Origin of the sequence: Bacillus nitratireducens (assembly GCF_036320425.1) — a bacterium.
Taxonomy (GTDB): Bacteria; Bacillota; Bacilli; order Bacillales; family Bacillaceae_G; genus Bacillus_A; species Bacillus_A nitratireducens.
In genome coordinates, this window is sequence record NZ_JAUMJO010000015.1 from 1 (window position 1) to 21,910 (window position 21,910).

General features: G+C 37.1%; 22 protein-coding genes and 2 tRNA genes. All 24 read right to left on the minus strand.

Translation table 11 applies throughout. The annotated features are described in order from the left end of the window. Positions 1-428: 428 nt before the first annotated feature. Positions 429-1,928, minus strand: coding sequence for a lysine--tRNA ligase (lysS, locus tag Q3V31_RS28750; RefSeq protein WP_000369687.1), 1,500 nt, complete (start codon positions 1,926-1,928; stop codon positions 429-431). 160 nt (positions 1,929-2,088) lie between these two features. Then, positions 2,089-3,087, minus strand: coding sequence for a tRNA dihydrouridine synthase DusB (gene dusB, locus Q3V31_RS28755; protein WP_000912239.1), 999 nt, complete (start codon positions 3,085-3,087; stop codon positions 2,089-2,091). Between the two features lie 23 nt (positions 3,088-3,110). Next, positions 3,111-3,314: a helix-turn-helix domain-containing protein gene (locus Q3V31_RS28760; protein WP_000387027.1), complete on the minus strand. Its 204-nt coding sequence runs from the start codon at positions 3,312-3,314 to the stop codon at positions 3,111-3,113. Then, a complete protein-coding gene (gene folK, locus Q3V31_RS28765; protein WP_001059442.1) occupies positions 3,266-3,781 on the minus strand; it encodes a 2-amino-4-hydroxy-6-hydroxymethyldihydropteridine diphosphokinase in 516 nt (171 codons plus the stop codon). The genes Q3V31_RS28760 and folK overlap by 49 nt, the downstream gene beginning before the upstream one ends. Then, positions 3,778-4,140 carry a dihydroneopterin aldolase gene (folB, locus tag Q3V31_RS28770; protein WP_000358063.1) on the minus strand — a complete coding sequence of 121 codons (363 nt, stop codon included), beginning with the start codon at positions 4,138-4,140 and terminating at the stop codon, positions 3,778-3,780. Before folB ends, folK begins: the two co-directional genes overlap by 4 nt. Continuing rightward, positions 4,141-5,001: a dihydropteroate synthase gene (folP, locus tag Q3V31_RS28775; RefSeq protein ID WP_033656503.1), complete on the minus strand. Its 861-nt coding sequence runs from the start codon at positions 4,999-5,001 to the stop codon at positions 4,141-4,143. Next, positions 4,976-5,848, minus strand: coding sequence for an aminodeoxychorismate lyase (gene pabC, locus Q3V31_RS28780; protein ID WP_329767577.1), 873 nt, complete (start codon positions 5,846-5,848; stop codon positions 4,976-4,978). The genes folP and pabC overlap by 26 nt, the downstream gene beginning before the upstream one ends. After that, positions 5,842-6,429, minus strand: a complete 588-nt coding sequence (gene pabA, locus Q3V31_RS28785; RefSeq protein ID WP_000602299.1) for an aminodeoxychorismate/anthranilate synthase component II — start codon at positions 6,427-6,429, stop codon at positions 5,842-5,844. The genes pabC and pabA overlap by 7 nt, the downstream gene beginning before the upstream one ends. Positions 6,430-6,434: 5 nt before the next feature. Further along, positions 6,435-7,832 carry an aminodeoxychorismate synthase, component I gene (gene pabB, locus Q3V31_RS28790; protein ID WP_001189701.1) on the minus strand — a complete coding sequence of 466 codons (1,398 nt, stop codon included), beginning with the start codon at positions 7,830-7,832 and terminating at the stop codon, positions 6,435-6,437. A gap of 222 nt (positions 7,833-8,054) precedes the next feature. Next, positions 8,055-8,978, minus strand: coding sequence for a cysteine synthase A (gene cysK / locus Q3V31_RS28795; RefSeq protein ID WP_001261724.1), 924 nt, complete (start codon positions 8,976-8,978; stop codon positions 8,055-8,057). A gap of 117 nt (positions 8,979-9,095) precedes the next feature. After that, positions 9,096-9,971 carry a redox-regulated molecular chaperone HslO gene (gene hslO / locus Q3V31_RS28800; RefSeq protein WP_000656359.1) on the minus strand — a complete coding sequence of 292 codons (876 nt, stop codon included), beginning with the start codon at positions 9,969-9,971 and terminating at the stop codon, positions 9,096-9,098. Positions 9,972-9,977: 6 nt separating this feature from the next. Further along, complete coding sequence (locus Q3V31_RS28805) at positions 9,978-10,766, minus strand: type III pantothenate kinase (RefSeq protein ID WP_000578370.1); 789 nt, start codon at positions 10,764-10,766, stop codon at positions 9,978-9,980. 224 nt (positions 10,767-10,990) lie between these two features. Next, positions 10,991-12,898: an ATP-dependent zinc metalloprotease FtsH gene (ftsH, locus tag Q3V31_RS28810; protein WP_001079664.1), complete on the minus strand. Its 1,908-nt coding sequence runs from the start codon at positions 12,896-12,898 to the stop codon at positions 10,991-10,993. A gap of 85 nt (positions 12,899-12,983) precedes the next feature. After that, complete coding sequence (hpt, locus tag Q3V31_RS28815; protein ID WP_000981839.1) at positions 12,984-13,526, minus strand: hypoxanthine phosphoribosyltransferase; 543 nt, start codon at positions 13,524-13,526, stop codon at positions 12,984-12,986. Further along, complete coding sequence (gene tilS / locus Q3V31_RS28820; RefSeq protein ID WP_016131054.1) at positions 13,523-14,953, minus strand: tRNA lysidine(34) synthetase TilS; 1,431 nt, start codon at positions 14,951-14,953, stop codon at positions 13,523-13,525. Before tilS ends, hpt begins: the two co-directional genes overlap by 4 nt. Before the next feature lie 204 nt (positions 14,954-15,157). Further along, positions 15,158-17,629 (minus strand): stage II sporulation protein E, encoded by a 2,472-nt coding sequence (gene spoIIE, locus Q3V31_RS28825; RefSeq protein WP_130783499.1) that lies wholly within the window; start codon positions 17,627-17,629, stop codon positions 15,158-15,160. A gap of 258 nt (positions 17,630-17,887) precedes the next feature. Continuing rightward, positions 17,888-17,959, minus strand: a tRNA-Glu gene (locus tag Q3V31_RS28830). A gap of 13 nt (positions 17,960-17,972) precedes the next feature. Further along, positions 17,973-18,046 (minus strand) — tRNA-Met (locus Q3V31_RS28835). A 158-nt stretch (positions 18,047-18,204) separates the two neighbouring features. Further along, entirely contained in the window at positions 18,205-18,693 is a 489-nt protein-coding gene (locus Q3V31_RS28840) for a S1 domain-containing RNA-binding protein (RefSeq protein WP_000021449.1), read from the minus strand. A gap of 87 nt (positions 18,694-18,780) precedes the next feature. Continuing rightward, complete coding sequence (gene divIC / locus Q3V31_RS28845) at positions 18,781-19,140, minus strand: cell division protein DivIC (protein ID WP_001208735.1); 360 nt, start codon at positions 19,138-19,140, stop codon at positions 18,781-18,783. Further along, complete coding sequence (yabQ, locus tag Q3V31_RS28850; protein ID WP_000059774.1) at positions 19,137-19,790, minus strand: spore cortex biosynthesis protein YabQ; 654 nt, start codon at positions 19,788-19,790, stop codon at positions 19,137-19,139. Before yabQ ends, divIC begins: the two co-directional genes overlap by 4 nt. Then, on the minus strand, positions 19,787-20,095 hold the full coding sequence (yabP, locus tag Q3V31_RS28855) for a sporulation protein YabP (RefSeq protein WP_001059100.1): 309 nt from the start codon (positions 20,093-20,095) through the stop codon (positions 19,787-19,789). The genes yabQ and yabP overlap by 4 nt, the downstream gene beginning before the upstream one ends. 58 nt (positions 20,096-20,153) lie before the next feature. Further along, positions 20,154-20,429: an RNA-binding S4 domain-containing protein gene (locus Q3V31_RS28860; protein WP_001234880.1), complete on the minus strand. Its 276-nt coding sequence runs from the start codon at positions 20,427-20,429 to the stop codon at positions 20,154-20,156. Between the two features lie 14 nt (positions 20,430-20,443). Then, positions 20,444-21,904: a bifunctional methyltransferase/pyrophosphohydrolase YabN gene (gene yabN / locus Q3V31_RS28865; RefSeq protein ID WP_000014249.1), complete on the minus strand. Its 1,461-nt coding sequence runs from the start codon at positions 21,902-21,904 to the stop codon at positions 20,444-20,446. Between the last annotated feature and the right edge of the window lie 6 nt (positions 21,905-21,910).

The window sequence follows — 21,910 nt, forward strand, 5'->3', positions numbered from 1 at the left end:
CGCCGCCAGCGTTCATCCTGAGCCAGGATCAAACTCTCCAATAAAGTTAGTTTGTCTAGCATCTAAAAATAAAAATTGACGTTCACGTTGTTTGTTTCGTTCAGTTTTCAAAGAACTACTTCGTCGCCCAGAAGCGACTTTATTAATATAACATTTCGTTATATTTTCGTCAACAACTTTTTTCAATAAGTTGTTTTTCGTTTGTTTCTCTTGTTACCTTTCGTGGCAACGAATATAAATATACCAGTTTGATTATTAAAATGCAATAGTTTTTCTAATAAAATTTTCAACCTAGTAAAAAGGTATAAAAATAGCATGTTTCTTCTATATAAATATAATTTCCAAACGCATTGTCTACTCTATCAAGATCCACTCCTTTCATGTCACTCATAGTAAAATAAAAAAAGCTTTGGAGAAATCTCCAAAGCTTAGTCTTGTTTATGACGCATAGCAGGGAATAATAGTACATCGCGAATAGATGGTGCATTTGTTAATAACATAACTAAACGATCAATACCGATTCCTAATCCGCCTGTAGGAGGCATGCCGTACTCAAGAGCTTCGATATAATCATCATCCATCATGTGAGCTTCGTCATTACCTTGCTCGCGCTCTTTTAATTGAGCTTCAAAACGTTCTTTTTGATCGATTGGATCATTTAACTCAGTGAATGCATTTGCATGTTCACGTGCAACGATAAATAACTCGAAACGATCTGTGAATCTTGGATCTTGGTCATTCTTTTTCGCAAGTGGCGAAATTTCTACCGGATGACCGTAAATAAATGTTGGTTGGATTAATTTATCTTCTACTTTTTGTTCGAAGAACTCATTAATAATATGACCAACTTCCATTGTATCTTTAATTTCTACATTATGTTCTTTTGCAAGTTCACGCGCTTCTTCTACACTCATTGGATTCCAGAAATCTGCTCCAGAGTGTTGCTTAATTGCATCTACCATATGAAGACGTGTCCATTCTGGCTCTAGATTAATTTCATAATCACCATATTGGATTGTTGTTGTACCCAATACTTTTTTCGCGATATGAGCAACCATATTTTCTGTTAGTTTCATAATATCATTATAATCAGCGTACGCTTCATATAATTCAATCATCGTAAACTCAGGGTTGTGACGAGTTGATACACCCTCATTACGGAATACACGGCCGATCTCATAAACCTTTTCTAATCCGCCCACAATAAGACGTTTTAAATGAAGTTCAATTGCGATACGCATATATAATTCCATATCTAACGCATTATGGTGTGTAGTGAAAGGACGAGCAGACGCTCCACCTGCAATCGCGTGCATCATAGGCGTTTCTACTTCAAGATAACCGTTGTCATCTAAATATCTTCTCATTTCACGAATGATTTTACTACGGGTAACGAACGTTTCACGGCTTTCCATACTTGTAATTAAGTCCAAGTAACGTTGACGATAGCGTTGTTCAACATCTTTTAATCCATGATATTTATCCGGTAATGGACGAAGAGATTTCGTTAAAAGTGTAAATCCTGTTGCTTTTACTGAAAGTTCTCCAACGTTTGTTTTGAACACTTTACCTTCAATACCTACTAAGTCACCTAAATCTGCTGTCGTGAATAACTCGTACTCTTCATCTCCAACAGTATCTTTACGAACATAAATTTGAACTTGCCCCTGTAAATCTTGAATGTGCGCAAATCCCGCTTTTCCTTTACCGCGTTTTGTCATAATACGACCAGCGATGGAAACAGTGATTTCTTTCTCTTCTAATTCTTCTTTAGAGAATTCTCCATATAGACTTACTAAGTCAGTTGTTGAATTTGTGCGTTCAAATCGTTTACCGAACGGATCGATTCCTTGCTCACGTAAATTATGTAGCTTTTCACGACGAACAAGCAATTGGTCGTTTAATTCTTCGTGGTTCATGTTATCCATGATATTAATATCACTCCAGCTCTATTAATTTTTATAATATATACAGTATAGCATTTTCTACTCAACTAGAAAAACTGCCAGCAACTAACTGGCAGTTCTTCTTTCTTTCACGTAATTATAGGAAGTGTATAGAAGAATGTCAATCTTCTACATCCCCTTATTAACCAACGTAAATTGTTTGTTGTTTCGCTTCTACTTCTTCTACAAATGCACCTAATACATTCGCAAGGTCTTCACGTGTGTTGCAAGTATTGATACCATTACGTACACTCGCATTACCACGAACACCTTTTAAATACCAAGCTGCATGCTTTCTCATCTCTCTTACGGCGACATTTTCATTCTTTAAATCGATAAGACGATCTAGATGCAACATGCATACATCAATTTTCTCGCGCACTGTCGGTTCCGGCATTAACTCACCTGTCTCTAAATACTTTACCGTACGATAAATCATCCACGGATCTCCAAGAGCAGCGCGACCAATCATAACACCATCTACACCAATTTCATCAAGCATACGCTTTGCATCTTGTGGTGTTTCGACATCACCATTTCCGATAACCGGAATATTTACAGCCTGCTTTACTTGTTTAATAATATTCCAATCCGCTTTACCTTCATACATTTGCACTCGTGTACGCCCATGAACCGCTACCGCTTGTCCACCAGCACGCTCAACAGCTCTAGCATTTTCTATTGCGAAAATATGATCTTCATCCCAACCAATACGCATTTTAACCGTAACTGGCTTTTCAACAGCATCTACAACTGCCGCTACCATCTCATATATTTTATTTGGGTCTAAAAGCCACTTTGCTCCTGCATCACACTTAGTGATTTTCGGTACTGGGCACCCCATATTAATATCAATAATGTCTGCTGTCGTATATTTATCTACGTATTTCGCAGCATCCACAAGAGTCTCTTTCTCTCCACCAAAAATTTGTAAACTTAATGGCTTTTCTCTCTCATCGATATATAGCATATCTAATGTTCTTTTGTTATTAAGTAATATTGCCTTATCACTTACCATTTCGGCACAAACTAAACCTGCACCAAATTCTTTTACTGTCAAACGGAATGCAGAGTTACACACTCCCGCCATCGGTGCTAATACAACCGGATTTTTCATCTCAATATTTGCAATCTTTAACACTCGATTTACTCCTTCCTTCATAGTCACTTCGGCATTAGTTCATCTATCGAGACCTTTAATGCTTTAGCAACTTCTACTACAAAATCTTGGGAAGGCGATCGATTCCCTCTCTCAACTTCACCTAAAACAGATACAGATACTCCTAATTCTTTAGCAAAACCTTCTTGTGTATAGCCTTTTAGCTTTCGAAAAGCACGAATGCGTCTTCCCCATTTTTCTGCTTCCATACCGTTACTCCCTCTCGCCTTTTCATTTCTTCTACTTGTGAACGTGAAATGTCTTGTTTTATATCTTGATTGATTTCTAACAACGGAACGATAACAAAAGCTCTTTCGAACATCCGCGGATGCGGAACAATAAGATTCTCTGCTTCAATATTTTCTTGATTATATAGTAAAATGTCAAGGTCGATGGTCCTCGGACCCCATCTGATTTCCCTTTTTCTTCCTAAACCATTCTCTACCTTTTGCGTTACTTTCAATAATTCTTGCGGTGATAAATTGGTAGAAATTTTTATAACTAAATTTAAAAAGCAACTTTGGTCAGTATAGCCAACTGGTTCCGTTTCATATACAGACGAAACATCATCAACATGGATATAAGGGTTTTTATTTAAAAACTTAATCGCTTCAGTTAAATACGTATAACGCTCTCCAATATTTGAACCTAATGCAATGTACGCTATATTATTCATGGACGCTCTCTCGTAATTTCCACAGCTACAGCACGATAATGTCCTGGTATCGGCGGATCCGGTTTAATTACCTTAATTGTACACCGTGAAATACTCTCATATTGTTTCAATATATCTGTAGCGATATTTTCAGCGATACTCTCTACAAGCTTATACGTTCTATCTTCAACAACTTTTCTACATAGCTCAAAAAGTTCCCCGTAATTGACAGAATGCTCTAAGTCGTCACTTTCTCCTGCGCGTTTTAAATCCAACTCCACCGTTAAATCTACTTTAAATCTCTGACCTAATTTATTCTCTTCTGGGAATACACCATGATAACCGTAAAACTCCATATCATGGATATAAATTTTATCCAATTATTTTGCCCCCTTACCAATCATCGCATCCATCATCTTAGCCATACGCGCCATTTCTTTCACATCATGAACACGGATAAACTCACAGCCCTTTTCAATGCCAAGACAAACAGTAGCGCCCGTCCCTTCAAGACGTTCCTCCACTGGTAAATCTAATACATGGCCAATAAAGGACTTTCTTGAAGTACCTAATAGGACTGGATAACCCAGTACATTTAACTGTTCTAAATTACGCATCGCTTCTAAATTTTGTTCAGGCGTTTTCGCAAAACCGATACCTGGGTCTAAAATAATATTCTCATCTCGCACACCAGCATCTTTAGCAATTTTAATACTTTCATACAAATCGGCAATCATATCAGCCATTAAGTTGCGATAGTTCATATTATCTCGGTTATGCATTAAGATAATGGGTACATCATAATAGGCTGCAACTTCAGCAATCTTCGGTTCCGCCTTCGCTCCCCAAATATCATTAATAATATGGGCACCAGCTTCAATCGCTTGTTTTGCAACTTCAGCTTTATACGTATCAATAGAAATAGGTAATTTCACTTCTTTCGAAACCGCCTGAATCATCGGAACGACTCGCTTTATTTCTTCTTCTACCGAAACTTTAGCAAAACCCGGGCGGGTAGATTCACCACCAATATCAATAATATGAGCACCTTCATTTTTCATTTCTTTCGCGTGACGCACTGCAGCATCTACCTCGTTGTAACTCCCACCATCAGAAAACGAATCTGGTGTTACATTTAAAATCCCCATAATTAATGTCTTTTCATTTAAGTTCAATGTATATTCGCCGCAGCGTAAATCATAATCCCACTTCAAATTACACATCTCCTCTTCGCAATTCATTTCTGCTCCACAATTTCTCTCTCTGCACTTCATAAAGATCCATAAATCTTTTTGTAACTATTCCCACTTTGCCCGGGAAATCTTCCCCCTCTATACGATAAAGAGGAACAATTTCTTGAATAGAGTTCGTTACGAACACTTCATCCGCTGAAAGCAATTCATCTTTTGTAAAGAAACCTTCCTTTACTTCTATACCCAGCTCTTCAGCAACCTTTATAATAAATGCACGAGTGATACCGTTTAAAATCCCTGTTTCTAATGAAGGAGTATACAAATTACCTCCTTTAACAAAAAAGAGATTCGAAACAATCCCCTCTGCAACATAACCTGTTTCAGTAAGGAAAATCCCTTCCTTATTCACACCATTTCCAATTTCGCGTTTCCCTAAAATATTATTTAAATAATGATGGGACTTCAAGCGAAACGCACCCTCTGGTGTGTTTCGTACTTGTTTTAAAATAACCCCTTCTTTCTCCACTACATCTCCTGGAATTGCCAAAGGTTTTATAAAAACAATAACGGATGGTTCTTCATACACATTCGTTTGCAATCCTATTTCATCTATACCCGCCGATACATTAAAGCGCACATACGCATGCTTCAATCCATTCTTAACGAGTAAATTCTCCAAAATAAGTATTACGTCATCTTTCGTCATTGTCCATTTGATTTGCAATGTATCCAGCGCATCCATTAAACGTTCATAATGATCATCCAACAAGAAAGAATGACCATTATAAATACGAAACGTCTCAAAAACTCCAAGCCCATATAAATAACCATGATCATAAGGAGAAATTTTCGCTTCACTCGCTTCTACATACGCGCCATTTACGTAAATTAACATAACGTCACACTTGGACTATATTTACGAATAAAATTATGCAACAACTCTTTCCCATGAGAAGTCATAATAGATTCTGGATGGAATTGTACACCTTCAATCGGCAACGTTTTATGACGAAGCGCCATAATCTCTCCCTCTTCCGTCCAAGATGTGATCTCTAAACATTCTGGTAACGTCTCTTTCTTTACAATCAGTGAATGATAACGCGTTGCAGTAAACGGATTAGGAATATCCGAGAAAATTGTCTTTCCGTCATGATGCATAGGCGACGTTTTCCCATGCATTAATCGTTCTGCACGAACAACCTCTCCACCAAACACTTGCGCAATTGATTGATGCCCAAGACAAACTCCAAAAATCGGAATCTTTCCAGCGAAGTATTGAATAACCTCCATACTAATACCCGCCTCATTAGGACTACATGGACCTGGTGAAATCATTAAAAAGTCTGGCTTCATATTCTCAATATCCGAAATAGTCACCTCATCATTACGCTTAACAACAAGCTCTTGTCCAAGTTCTCCAAGAAACTGTACTAAATTAAATGTAAAAGAATCATAATTATCAATCATCAATATCATTTCTCTCACCTAACCGTTTCTTCGCTACTTTCTTTCGCACGCCATAAAGCGATTGCCTTTTTTAACGACTCTTTATATTCATTTTTTGGATTCGAATCAATTACAATTCCAGCTCCAGCTTGTACATGTGCTTGCCCATCTTTAGCAAGCAGCGTTCTAATTACAATATTCAATTCCGTATCTCCGGAATAACCAATCCAACCAATTGAACCTGTATAAATTCCTCGGCGAACAGGCTCTAATTCTTCAATAATCTCCATCGTACGTATTTTCGGGGCACCAGTAATTGTCCCGCCAGGAAATACGGCCTTTACTAAATCGAACGCATCCTTATCTTCTTCCACTTCACCGCGCACATTAGAAACAATATGCATAACGTGCGAGTACTTTTCAATTACCATAAATTCATCTACTTCAACCGTTCCATATTTACAAATCCGGCCTAAATCGTTTCGTTCTAAATCCACAAGCATTACGTGCTCTGCTCTTTCCTTTTCGTTCTCAATTAATTCTCTTGCTAATTCTTCATCCTCTTGTTCATTCGCACCGCGGGATCTTGTACCAGCAATTGGTCTTGTACTTACTTCTGGCCCTTGTTTTTTAATTAGCAATTCAGGCGAAGCACTAACAATTTGAAAATCCCCAAGCTCCAAGTAACCCATATATGGAGATGGATTAATTTCACGAAGACTTGTATAAACTTCTAGCGGATGTGTTTGTAAAGTTCTTTCTTGCCTTGTCGACAAGTTTACTTGAAACACATCACCCGCTCCAATATATTCTTGAATACGTTCAACGGCCTTTATAAAGCCCTCTTCCGTAAAAGCAACTGTTTCATTTTTCTTTTCAGGACATTCAAACGGCATAGTCAATTTAGGCGCTTCTTTCACCCAAAGATCCTTCCATGCATTTAATCGTTCTTCTGCCTTTTCATGTTCATCTACATAATGCGTAATAATCCATAATACTTGTTCTTTTTGATCGTATACAAACACGTCATCAAATAATAAAAAGAATATATCAGGTATATTCAGATCATCCTCTGCAAGAGAAGAAAGTTTTTCGATATAACGGATACAATCATAACTAAAGTAACCAATTGCACCACCTTGAAAAGGCGGGTACTCCGGATTATAGTCCGTTTTCCATTTCTCCATATATTCTTGCATTAAATCTAATGGATTCCCTCGCTTTATTGTTTCCTTACCACTTTCCCTTATATGTAACGTCTCATTCTTCCCTTGAATTACCGCTACTGGATCCAGCCCCACAATGTTATAACGACCACCACGTCCACTTTCTAACAAAATATGTTGTGGCTTATTTTTGGAAAGAAATTTATATTGCTTAAAGAAATCTAACTGATATGGAATAGAAAGCGCTAAAGATTTTCTTCGTTGCATATCAACACCCCGTCTTCTTTTATCCCACCCTCTAAGACTAACCAACTCCAACTACATAAGTTATGTATACAGAGAATGATTATACTCAAGGGCTAGTGAAAATAAATTAATTATACTACCTCTTATTTTACATGAAGTTTTCTAGTCATTCACTCTTTTCCTTTTTCCAATCCAAAAAGAAAAAGCATCCTCTTTCAAGGATGCTTTTTCAATCGCATTCAATTATGATTCAAATTGATAAAGTGGTGTACTTAAATAACGTTCACCGTTACTCGGAATAATAACAAGTACCTTTTTCCCTTTACCTAATTTCTTCGCAACTTCTTTCGCTGCATAGATGACCGCTCCTGAAGAGATACCTACTAAAATACCTTCTTCTCGAGCAACTCTTCTTGCATATTCGAATGCTTGCTCTGTTTTCACTTGGATAATTTCATCATATACCGCTACATCCAATGTCTCTGGAACAAATCCCGCTCCAATTCCTTGGATTTTATGCGGTCCTGGTTTCCCACCAGATAATACTGGCGAATCCGCAGGTTCTACCGCATAAATTTTAATATCTTTATACGCTTCCTTCAGCACTTCACCAGCACCTGTAATTGTTCCACCTGTACCAATACCCGCGATAAACGCATCTAATTGATCACCCATCTGTTCAACAATTTCTGGACCTGTTGTTAAACGGTGGATTTCTGGATTCGCTTGATTTTGGAACTGTTGTGGTATAAAGTACCCATGTTCTTTTGCTAATTCAGTTGCCTTACGAATTGCTCCACCCATTCCTTCAGGTCCTGGAGTCAATACTAATTCGGCACCGTAAGCGCGTAATAAATTACGACGCTCAATACTCATTGTTTCTGGCATTACTAAAATTGCCTTATATCCTTTAGCAGCCGCTACCATCGCTAAGCCAATACCTGTGTTACCACTTGTCGGCTCAATGATTGTATCGCCCTCTTTTAATAACCCTTTATTTTCAGCATCTTCAATCATAGCTAACGCGATACGATCTTTAACACTGCTCCCCGGATTCATAAATTCTAATTTTAAGTATACATCTGCGCTGTCTGATTCTACGATGCGGTTCAACTTAACGATCGGCGTTTTCCCGATTAATTCTGAAACTGATTGTGCCACTCGCATTCCTGTCACTCCTAACACCGAGTATTTTTATTGGTTTTATCTATATTTAGATTTTGTCAGAAAATTCCCTGTTTGTCAATCTATTTGGGCAGCTGATTCTCCACCTAAACTTCTCTATTACAGACTCTCAATCAGGCTTGTAATATCTTCTTTAGCGAATTTATATCGTTCATTACAGAAGTGACAGTGAACTTCCGTCTCTTCTTCTTCTTCACGAATTTGCTCTAATTCTGTTTTACCTAAACTAATTAACACACTCTCAATACGTTCGCGTGAGCACGTGCAATTAAATTGAACATCCATAGTTTCTAATACTTTTACTTTATCTTCTCCAAGGACTGCATATAGTAGCTCTTCTGGAGAAAGACCTTGTTCGATCAATGTTGATACAGGAGGGATTTTTTGTAAACGATCTTCAATGAATGAAATTGTTTCTTCCTGTGCGCCCGGCATAATTTGAAGGATAAATCCACCCGCGGCCAATACGCTGTCATCCCCATTTACAAGAACACCAACACCCACAGAAGAAGGCGTCTGCTCAGAAACTGCGAAATAATACGTGAAGTCTTCCCCTAGTTCTCCTGAAACGATAGGAGATTGACCGATAAACGGCTCACGCATACCGATATCTTTAATTACCGTTACAAATCCTTCTGTACCTACCGCTTGATATACACGTAATTTCCCTTGTTCTGTCCCTTCAAAATCAACATGCGGATTCGTTACATAACCACGTACATCTCCATTTGCATGAGCATCTACTAAGATAGGACCAATCGGACCGTTACCCTCTACTTTAATCGTTAGCTTCTGCTCGCCTTTTAGCATAGCACCCATCATTGTACCCGCAGTTAAAGAACGACCAAGTGCCGCTGAAGCTGTTCTCCATGTATCGTGACGTTTTTGTGCCTCACTTACTGTGTTTGTCGTACGTACACCATACGCACGCACTTCTCCATCAAACGCTAACGCTTTTACTAAATAATCTTTCATACTTATTTATTCACCTTTCTCATATTGTAAATTTGCATTACGTTCATATAACATATACAAACCTTTTAACGTTAAAAATGGATCTACAATATCAATTACATTTGATTCCTCTGAAATTAATTTTGCTAATCCACCCGTTGCAATAACTTTCGGTTCTTGTTTAGCTTCTTCTTTCATACGCTTAACAATACCTTCCACTTGTCCAACGTACCCATAAAGAATACCTGATTGCATCGCACTTACTGTATTCTTCCCGATAACACTACTCGGTTTTGTAATTTCAATACGAGGAAGCTTTGCTGCTCTACTATATAACGCCTCTGCCGAAATCATAATTCCCGGCGTAATAACGCCACCCATATAATGCTTCTCTTCGTTAATATAACAATATGTAGTAGCCGTACCAAAATCAACAATAATAAGTGGACTTCCATATAAGTGGATTCCTGCTACTGCATTTACAATTCGGTCCGCGCCTACTTCACGTGGATTTTCATATTTAATATTCAAGCCAGTTTTTATCCCAGGCCCTACTACAAGCGGTTTAATTTTAAAATACTTTTCACACATACGCTCTAAAGCGAACATAATTGGCGGTACGACTGAAGACACAATAATACCTTTCACATCTTCAAAAGAAAGACCCTCATGCTCAAGTAACTGCTTTACAAGCATCCCATACTCATCTTCTGTTTTATGACGATCTGTTTCCATGCGCCAATGCTGACGAAGTTTCCCCTCTTCAAACACACCTAGTACCGCATTTGTGTTCCCTACATCCAATACAAAAATCATATTCTCACCACTTATCTTATTTAATCTATATTTGTGCAGTATGTATAAAACTTATAAAAACATCATATCACACATACTTATGTAATCAGTTTTTCTATACTCATCATTGTACAAAAAGATTACTCTCTATTTCAATTTTTAATAATAGTTTTATTTAAATTCTTTTGCCACTTACATTTATTCCACAAATAAAAAAGGAGTGACTATTGTCACTCCTTTATCTCTTACTTATCTTCTACGTCTGCGTCTTCATCATCTTTCTTCATGTTGATGTTTACTTTCACATCATCTGAAGATGTTGGACGCTCTGGTAATCTGCCATAATCATATAAATGATTAATTTGCTCTGCATCTAACGTTTCTACTTCAAGTAACGTTTTCGCAATAATATCTAGCTTATCACGTTTTTCAGTAAGAATTTGTTTCGCACGAGCGTAACAGTCTTTCATAATAGTTTGCATTTCCACATCGATTTCATGTGCAATTGCATCACTGTAGTTTTGCTCTGAGTGGAAGTCTCTTCCTAAGAATACCTGACCACCTTGTGAGCTACCGAATTGCATCGGTCCAAGCTTATCACTCATACCGAATTCCGTAACCATACGTCTTGCAATGCCAGTCGCACGTTGGAAGTCGTTGTGAGCACCTGTACTTACTTCACCAAATACAATCTCCTCAGCTACTCGACCACCAAGTAAACCAGTGATTTTATCAAGTAACTCTGGTTTTGTCATGAAGTAACGATCTTCTTTCGGAAGCATTACTGCATATCCACCAGCTTGACCACGAGGGACAATTGTTACTTTATGAACGATATCCGCTTCATCAAGGACAACACCAATTACAGTATGGCCAGCTTCATGGAATGCAACGATATTACGTTCTTTTTCAGAGATAACACGACTTTTCTTAGCAGGACCTGCAATAACACGATCCGTCGCTTCATCAATGTCACTCATATCAATTTTCTTCTTATCTTGACGCGCAGCTACTAGAGCAGCTTCGTTTAATAAGTTTTCAAGATCGGCACCAGAGAATCCTGGTGTACGAGTTGCAATTGCTCTTAAGTTGACATTCTCATCAAGCGGTTTATTACGAGCGTGTACTTTAAGTACAGCTTCACGACCATTTACATCTGGACGATCTACTGTAATTTGACGGTCAAAACGACCTGGACGTAATAACGCTGGATCAAGAATATCAGGACGGTTTGTCGCAGCGATGATAATAATACCTTCGTTTGCACCGAATCCATCCATTTCAACAAGCAATTGGTTCAACGTTTGTTCACGCTCATCATGACCACCGCCAAGACCTGCGCCACGTTGACGTCCTACTGCATCAATTTCATCAATGAAAATGATACAAGGAGCATTTTTCTTTGCATTTTCAAATAGATCACGTACACGGGATGCACCGACACCGACGAACATCTCTACGAAGTCAGAACCACTAATAGAGAAGAACGGAACGCCTGCTTCACCTGCAACAGCACGTGCTAGTAAAGTTTTACCTGTACCTGGAGGTCCCACTAATAGAACACCCTTCGGAATACGGGCACCAACTTCAGCGAACTTACGAGGGTCTTTCAAGAATTCAACTACCTCAACAAGTTCTTGTTTCTCTTCATCCGCTCCAGCAACATCTCTGAAACGAATTTTTTTCTTTTCATCATTGTATAGCTTCGCCTTACTTTTCCCGAAGTTCATAACACGGCTACCGCCGCCCTGAGCTTGATTTAATAAGAAGAAGAATAAAATGAAGATAATGACAAACGGAATGATAGAAGTAAAGAATGTTACCCAAGCACTTGTTTCTTCTGCTGGTTGATACTTAACCTCGGCCCCTTGCGCTTTATCATTAATTTTCTTTTGTAATTCCTCAGTATTTGGTGCATAAGTAACAAATTGTTCTCCTTGGTTAGAAGTATTGAATTGTCCTTTTACCTCAAATACACCATTTTTTGGTTGAAGCTGCACATTGCGCACTTCACCTTTTTCAAGTTTAGTAATGAATTTATCGTAGCTAACTGATGTCGTTTTTTGCGTCGAACCATTAAAATAGCTTACGATCCCAATTACTACTAAGAATATCAGTAAATAAAAGATGGTATTACGGAAGATACGATTCATTCCTAACCTCCTCTCACGGCATAAACACTATAGTAAATCGTAACATAGAAAAACTTTCCTATACAATTGTAACGCCTGTATTTAATTAATTTGAGTAAACACTTGGTTTTAATACTCCCACATACGGAAGATTACGGTATTGCTCTTTATAATCTAATCCATACCCTACAACGAATTCATGAGGGACAGTAAATCCAACATAATCCGCTTTCAGATCAACCTTACGACCTGTTGGCTTATCTAATAATGTAACAATTTTTACAGATTTCGCTTTACGATATTTAAACAGGTCTACTAAATAGCTTAGTGTAAGACCGCTATCAATAATATCTTCAACGATTAAAATATCGCGACCTTCTACAGAAGTATCAAGATCTTTTAAGATTTTCACTTCGCCTGTTGAAACAGTAGAGTGACCGTAGCTAGATACAGCCATAAAATCCATTTCAAGATATGTATCTGTTCTCTTTAATAAATCTGCCATAAATGGCATTGCACCCTTTAGTACACCAATTGCAAGCGGTACTGTATTTTTGTAATCCTCTGCAATAACTGCACCTAATTCGAGCACCTTTTCCTGTATTTGTTCCTCAGAAATTAATACTTTTTCGATATCTTGATTCATCATTTCATTATCCTCCCGGAAGACTCCTTGCTTTTGTAGTGAATAATAATATATTTATCCTTCTTTGCTACCTCTTTCGAAATAGCAAATGCAGATCGTTTCAACAAGGGTACCCAAATAATATTTTCACTTGCGTCACAAACGATCGGCCATTCTTCTCTTTTTTCTTTCGGTACTTTCGATTCGATAAAAATAGCTTTTATCTTTTTGGTACCATCCATACCTTGTATTGACATGCGATCTCCATTTTCCCTAGAACGAATACGAAGTGGATACGATATATCATTATACTTAGCAACAAACACTGTTTCATTCATGTTACTTGGTATATCCTCGCTCACCTCTGTTACAAATTTATCTCCGTTCGGTAATGTAATTGTCCCGGGTACTGATAAATCTTGCAAAAAAGGAGAAACAATTTCTTGTTTAAATCCAAAGCTACATTCTTCGTATGTACGAATAATTTTCAAGCCACCTGGAAAATCCAATGAACCTGAAGGTTGTATCCGCTTAAAAAATTCAATCACCTTGTCAATATGTATAGAAGAAAGCGAAGATGGAATCTTATATTCATAAAGATAGTTTAATATTAGTTGAATCCCTCTCCTTTGTAAAGGCATAGACATGGATTCAAAGGCAGGAATTGATAAGCTAATTTGTTTATCGCTTTTTTTTGTAATTACTTTATTCATTTTCTCAAAAGCTAATTCCTGCAAATAAGCCTCATCCTCTTGCATCTGCACGCTAAATTTTTGGAATTTCTCATGCATTTGTGGATTTTCCTCTTTCAAATAAGGAAGGACATATTTACGTAATCGATTCCTTGTATATACTTCCTTTTTATTACTCGGATCTATACGTGGAATAACTTTTAACTTATTACAGTAATCAACAATCTCTTCCTTAGTTACTCCAAGTAACGGCCTAATTAAATATCCATTATGAAAAGGACGCTTCACTGCAATTCCTGCGTATCCTTTCGGAGTACTCCCTCGTACAAGGCGCATTAAAATTGTCTCTACTTGATCATCTCCATGGTGACCAAGAGCTACATATCTCGCATCATATTTCTTCATTATTGTTTCCAAAAATGCATATCTGCATTCTCTAGCAGCAACTTGTGCATTCATTCCATATTGCTGTTGATATTGCGACACATTAATCCTTATCGTCTCACAAATAACTCCCAGCTCTTTGCAAAGACCCTGTACAAACTGTAGGTCCTCATGAGATTCATTACCTCTAAACATATGATCCACATGTGCTACTACAATTTCGAGTTGCTTTTCTGCCCTTTTTTCTAACAAATAATATAGAAGAGCTAAAGAGTCAGGACCGCCAGAAACCCCTACAACAATTGTTGAATGTTTCTTTAATACATCATGCTGCTTTACAAAGTCATCTACTTTTCCAACAAATGCATCTTTCAACTTCGCAATCACCTTTCATTAAACAAGAACAGCAACATTAGTTACCCTGTATATAATGGTACAACTTTTACAAACATTGTGCAAAAAAAAGATGTACAAAACTCACATTTTTATCTTACATTCCTCCTGTAGATTCAACAAAGTAATTACATTACCTTTTTAATCAAAAAAACCTAGGTAAATACCTAGGTTTTTTTGATTATTTTATTGCGCCTGCATTCCCACTATCGGAATCGTAGCCCACTTCGGCATATTTTTCTTTACTTTCGCCACAACAATAGTCATATCATCATTTATATAACCATCACCAGACCTAATTACTTCTTCCATAATAATATCAGCTATTTCTTGTGGATCCTCTGTTTGTAGTTCTTTAATTTTACGTTTTATCCATAACTCATGATTCTCCACATGTTGCGCTCCCTCAAAAATGCCATCACTCATCATAATAAGAATATCACCCGTTTTTAATTGCTCACCAACCACATCAACTTCAACATCTTCAATAATTCCTATCGGCAAATTACTTGCCTCAATTTTCAAAATATTATTGCCGCGTTTAACAAAACTCGGCGTCGATCCAACCTTTAAAAACTTCGCACTCGCATCCCGTAGATCTACCATAGCCAAGTCAAGCGTGGTATACATCTCCTCTGTCGTTCTTAAAGAAAGAATTGAATTGATGGACTTAATCGCTATTTCCTCATCAATACCTGATTGAAGTATCTTTTGTAATAATTTTACCGTTTCCCTACTCTCCATATGAGCCCTTTGCCCATTTCCCATACCATCACTAATCGCAAGTGCATATTTTCCAACACTTAAATCCATCATCGCGTAGGAATCGCCTGAAACAAATCCACCACCTTTTGCAGCCGTAGCCAATCCTGTATCAAGAGAATAGGTCTTCGCTGAGCCAAATGATATTAAACTGTGACCATTTGGATAAGAGGATTTCTCTTCATGCTTAACAACGATATTTTCTTTTAAAATATCCGAGAGCATCGGCGCAACCAATTTTTCACATTCTCCATGCTCATTAGATGCAACTGGAATCAACATTTCAATATCAATACTTCCTCTGTCTAAACAATAAATATCAACATGCTCCACTTCGACACCAAAATCACGAAATGCTTGTAAAATCTGCTCCTCCTGCGCTTGATGGTTCTCTCTTTCTCGTTGTATCTCCTTAGCAAAGTCTTCCATTACTTTTGATACACCTAGTAATTGCTCGGCTACAATTCTACGATTTTCCTTCATTTGTTTTCTTAATTTCTGTCCCTCATAGAAGTGATCTAATTCACCTGCTACTAAATCCGTTACTTTCTTCCCTCTCACACAATGCTTGTCCCATTCACGAACTAATTTCCGATTATGCTGCAACGTTCCTTCTTCTGTCTCATTCATTATTTGTTTCATATAATCGTACGTTTTATCAAAATTAACTACCCAACATTGATCCTTCTTAAAGCACGTTTGACATGTTTTTGCAGTAATTGTACTTAAAAATAAATCCGCTTCTGTTTCTTTATCTTCCTCTTCCACGTACCCATATACAGAAAAACTATTAGACAAAGCAGCAAATACATTAGCAAATTGATTGATTTTGTTCGCTGTAACATCGCGCATTCTTCGTAAATATTGTTGTTGATCTTGTGAGTGTTCTTGTGTACCTGGCATAAATTTAGCAATACGATCCATAACAAGTTTCGGTGTTAATAAAAAGAAAACAATTGCCACACCAGATTCAATTAAGGTTGTTACAATACTTGTTTGCTTGTCTACATATAACGTAATTAAACTTGTACCAATTAATAACCCTAAACTAACTCCTATACGCTTCCCTTCTTTCAACAATCCCCCAAGCAATCCTGAAAAGGCAAGGAGGCTAAGTTGAGACAAACTAGACACATTCGCTAAACTTAATATCAATCCAGTGACGACTCCCACCGTGGACCCTGTAGCCGCGCCAGCAATAAATGCAAATACTAATACTAAGTATCTAGTGAAAATATGTTGAATAGAAACATCATAAACGAACCAATCTGTTGTACCCGTTAAAACAGATGCTAGCAATATAATTAAACAAACAATTTCTTCTGTTTCTAACGCTTGTTGTTTCCCTTTCCTTTCCACCAATAGTGGAACACTTTGCAGAAATATCATCGTTAATACGAAACTAAGTCCTGCTTCGATCGTACTAACGAGCAAGTCATACATGGTGACGGTCTGTTGTGCAAAATATACAACAACTAAATGTGCGGTTAATGCGGAGATAAATACTTGGAATGGTACAAGTCCAACAGTTTTACGTGTAAATCGACTAAAGAAGATATTATAAATGAAGAAAGTAAAAATAGATGCAAAAGTAAAAAATAAATTATCTATCGAAACTGAAAGTGCTCCTCCCATCAGAGCTAAAAATGCGAGCGGCATTTTATCTCGCTTCATAACATAAACAGCAGCAAAAAACGGCAATGCAAAAGGTAAGATGTTCGTTAATATATATGCTCGTCCCAAAAGAAAACCAATAACAACAATTATGAATCCCCATCTAAAGAAAACTTGTTCAAATTTCATTCGCAACTTACTTGTCCACTTCATTGTTCCAAGCTGACTTTCATTCATCGCCAATGCACTTGTATTCATAGTATTCCTTCCTGCTTTAGGCATATTTTTAACACCACCTGCATAGTTTAATTACTGTAATTATAAAAGATGATTATTGGGATTTTTGTCAAAACAACAGTTTTCACTTTTATAATCGTTCGACGTTTTATTCGAAATAAGTCTACATATATACACAGTATTTAATTTATCCATTTAAAGTCGATGGAATATTCAGAAAATATAGGGTGATTTTGTAGAAGTGTTGTATGTCTTAATTTACTTAACAAAAAAAGATCATGCAATTTGCATGATCTTTTTAGATGACCCGTACGGGATTCGAACCCGTGTTACCGCCGTGAAAGGGCGGTGTCTTAACCACTTGACCAACGGGCCGTTAAATTAAATATAGCGGCGGAGGGGATCGAACCCCCGACCTCACGGGTATGAACCGTACGCTCTAGCCAGCTGAGCTACACCGCCATGTCGTCGTATTTAACGGACAATTAGTATCTTACATCAGATATGTTTTAAAGTCAACACATCTCAAAAACTTTTTTAAAATATATTCTCTCACATAAAAAAGTACCCGAGTAATTACTCTGGGTACCTCTCTATATGCTAAGAATTAAACGGACTTATTATCCGCGACGTGCGCCACGGCCACCACGTTTAGATTCTGTGTTACGCTTTAAAGAAGTTAAACGATCTTCACTATCTTTTAAAAAGCGTGCCATCTTTTGCTCAAATGTTTCTTTTGGAGCTCGGTCGTTACCGCCACCGCGGTTATCTCTGTTGAAAGAACGATTATTACGTTGTGGACGTCCAGAACGTTGTTGATCACCACCGCGTTGTTGGTATTCACCACGTGGACGATCTCCTTCTGTTTTTTCGCGTTCTTTCGCTTTTTTAATAGATAGACCAATCTTTCCATCTTTTTCAACATTAATAACTTTTACTTCTACTTGGTCGCCCACTTTTAAGTGATCGTTAATATCTTTCACATAATTATCAGCAACTTCACTAATATGAACAAGACCCGTTAAGCCTTCTGGCAGCTCCACAAAAGCGCCAAAATTTGTAATACCTGTTACTTTACCCTGTAACTTGCTGCCTACCTCGATTGACATAAAAAAAATGCTCCTCCTTAGTGGTTAAAAAGTCAAATTTTACTTTATTATATATAATCCTAAAATATAGTGTCAATAAGACATACTCTACTTAGAAACAGGAAAAATTATCTCCCCTTTTCCGGAGAAGAAATAATCCCTTCTAGCAATCTTTAAAACGTACTCTTCATCATTTAACTTTTGAACTTCGTCTTTTAGACTTTTTTCCTTTTTCGTTAATGAATCCAGTTCTTTTTTCATGTCCTTAACTTTTGCCTCTTTTGCTTTAATGGAACTGTTTTGTTGATAAAACGTTACACTAATACTCGCAATAATTGTAAAAGCAAAGACAAGAAAAACCGCTAAACGGCGATAAAGTCGCTTCCTGTTCTCATCCGTTTGTATTATATGTTCTTTAACAGGATTTGGACTCTGTTTTTCGATTGTTCTTTGTCTCAGTTCCCTCATTTCCGAGGTCCCCCTAACTTCTTTTTTATACGCTCCCATAATTGGAAGGTATGTCCCTTCAACTTTGCTATATATTGCAGGAACCCTACATGCTTCGTTATAAAAAGTTTAACACGATTAGGGAGAAGTTTCCATATGAGTGAAGCAATAAATCGAACAGGCCAGAAAAAAACTTTCCACATGAAAAGTAATATCCAAATCGCCATTTTCCATAACACACGTCCAATTGAAAGCAGTACACGAAATAAGAATAATATAAATGCAATAAATAGCTGCGCTATAATAATAACAGGTTTTATCATGAGTAGCTGTATAATTCGAACAAAAAATTGTATTGTTTGCACAAAAATATGGATGAGAAAATTTAACATCTTCATGTATAATGCTTTCAATAAACTTTGATATGCCGCAAAACCGCATAATAATGCCAAAAATACATATATACGTAATTCAGCTTCATTCACGAGCAGTAATACATAAAAAACGAATAAGGCTTGGACAATCCAAAATAGTATATCATGTATAAATACAAGCCAACGTTTACGCTCTTGGCGTTTTAAGAATCGTTGATACGTATCTAAAGATGCACCAATCCAAGCACCCATTCCAATCATTGAAAGCATTGTATACAACTGAATTGTTAGGCTCATTTAAACAACTTACTAAAGAAACCTTTAGTTTTCTCCCCTTGGTTCTCATCAATATACAGCATCTCATGAATTTTCCCTTTAATCGATACAACACCCTTTTCTACATCTAAATTCTTCATCTGTAAATTTTGACCACGAATTGTTAAAAAACCCATTACAGTCTCCAGTAAAAACTCTTCGCTATCAAAACTCTCCACTTGCTTTACACCGGTAATATCGATTACACGCCTGCCACGCATGATAATATCATGCTCTACAGAAACATTTTGTTGATTAGAAGACATAGGTGAGTAACCATTATTCACGAAAATCCCCCCATAGCTTTATACTAGCTAATAGTAATGTATGAAGGGGTGACCCATTTTAGAACAAGCCTTCTTCCGCTTTTACTTTTTCTTCGCGAACTATACTATACATGTTCGCTGCATCTTCTTTTTTAGTCGTTTCTTTCAATTCATTTACTTTCACAGTTACTATTTTTTGACCAAAACGAATTGTTAATTCATCATCTACCTTTACATCTGAACTCGCTTTTGCCACTTGACCATTAATGGATATTCTTCCTTGATCAGATACTTCTTTTGCTAATGTTCTTCTTTTAATTAAACGTGACACTTTCAAAAACTTATCTAAACGCATATCAAGTCCCCCTATTAACGCTCTGTTTGTTTGGCCTCTTCCCATAAAACATCTAACTGTTCTAATGATAAATCTTGCATTTCTTTATTCATTTCTGCTACTTTTGCTTCCATGTATAAAAAACGACCGGTAAATTTCTCATTAGTTGAATGCAACGCTTCTTCTGGATCTATTTTATAATGACGAGCTATATTAACAAATGCAAATAATAAATCACCAAATTCACCTAGCATCTTTTCCTCATCCATGTTTACAACTTCTTGCTGGAATTCTTGCCATTCTTCTAAGGCTTTCTCTATCATCGGCTGCACATCAACCCAATCAAATCCAACCTTTCCAGCTTTCTTCTGAATTTCATAAGCACGCATTAGCTGCGGTAAGCTTTTTGGAATACCCGTTAAAACAGATTCTTTCACGAATCCCTTTTCTTGTTTTTTAATCTCTTCCCAATTCGCAATTACTTCATCAGCATTATTTACATCCGTATTCCCAAACACATGTGGGTGACGACGAACCATTTTCTCAGATAAAGTTCGGATAATATCGTCTATAGAGAACCAACCTTCATCCTCTCCAATTTGGGCATGAAGCATAACTTGTAATAATATATCACCCAGTTCTTCTACTAAATGATCATCATCCTCTTCATCAATGGCTTCTAGCACCTCATATGCTTCTTCAATTAAGTATTTCTTTAAAGATTGATGAGTTTGCTTTTTATCCCACGGGCAACCATTCGGTCCACGAAGATCAGCAATAATTGCTCTAAGCACATCAAACTGCTGATACAAGGATGCACGTTCCTTAACTGGTGGTACATATACACTCGTTAAATTATTTAATTCTGTTTCATGATCTAACATGTATAATGGCACTTTTTTTACTTGCTCAAATGAAGTTCCTGCAGCTGTTACGATATACACTTCGTAATCATCTGGCAACATCTCCATTAACGGTAGTTTCACATCTGAAGCAACAAACGCATCATACACTTGGCAAAAGATTAAATGTTGACGTAACTCTAATTGCCCTCTTTCAAATGATGTAGCATCAATTAATTGAAATCCTTCAATCGGATCAATTTTTAGGCTCGCAAACATCGGATCAAGGAAACTTTGTCCACCTTCAAGTCGCACTTCAATATTTGCTACCTCTCCTTTTTCCAAAAGTAGCTGAACTGTTCTTTCTGCTACAAGCGGATGACCAGGAACCGCATAAATAATTTCTGTACCTTTAGCTTGTTCTAACAACGTATTCGCGATTGTTTCATATACGATTTCAAATGTATCATGCGCTTCGTATACATCGTCAAAAGCTGTATATTTTATGCCTTCTTTCTCCAATTCTTCTATAACTGGGTGTTCCTTCGTTCTAACAAACATATGGTCCGCTTCTTTTATCTTTCGATATACACCCATCGTTAACTGATCTAACTCACCAGCACCTAATCCTAAAATAGTAATAATTCCACTCACAACCAG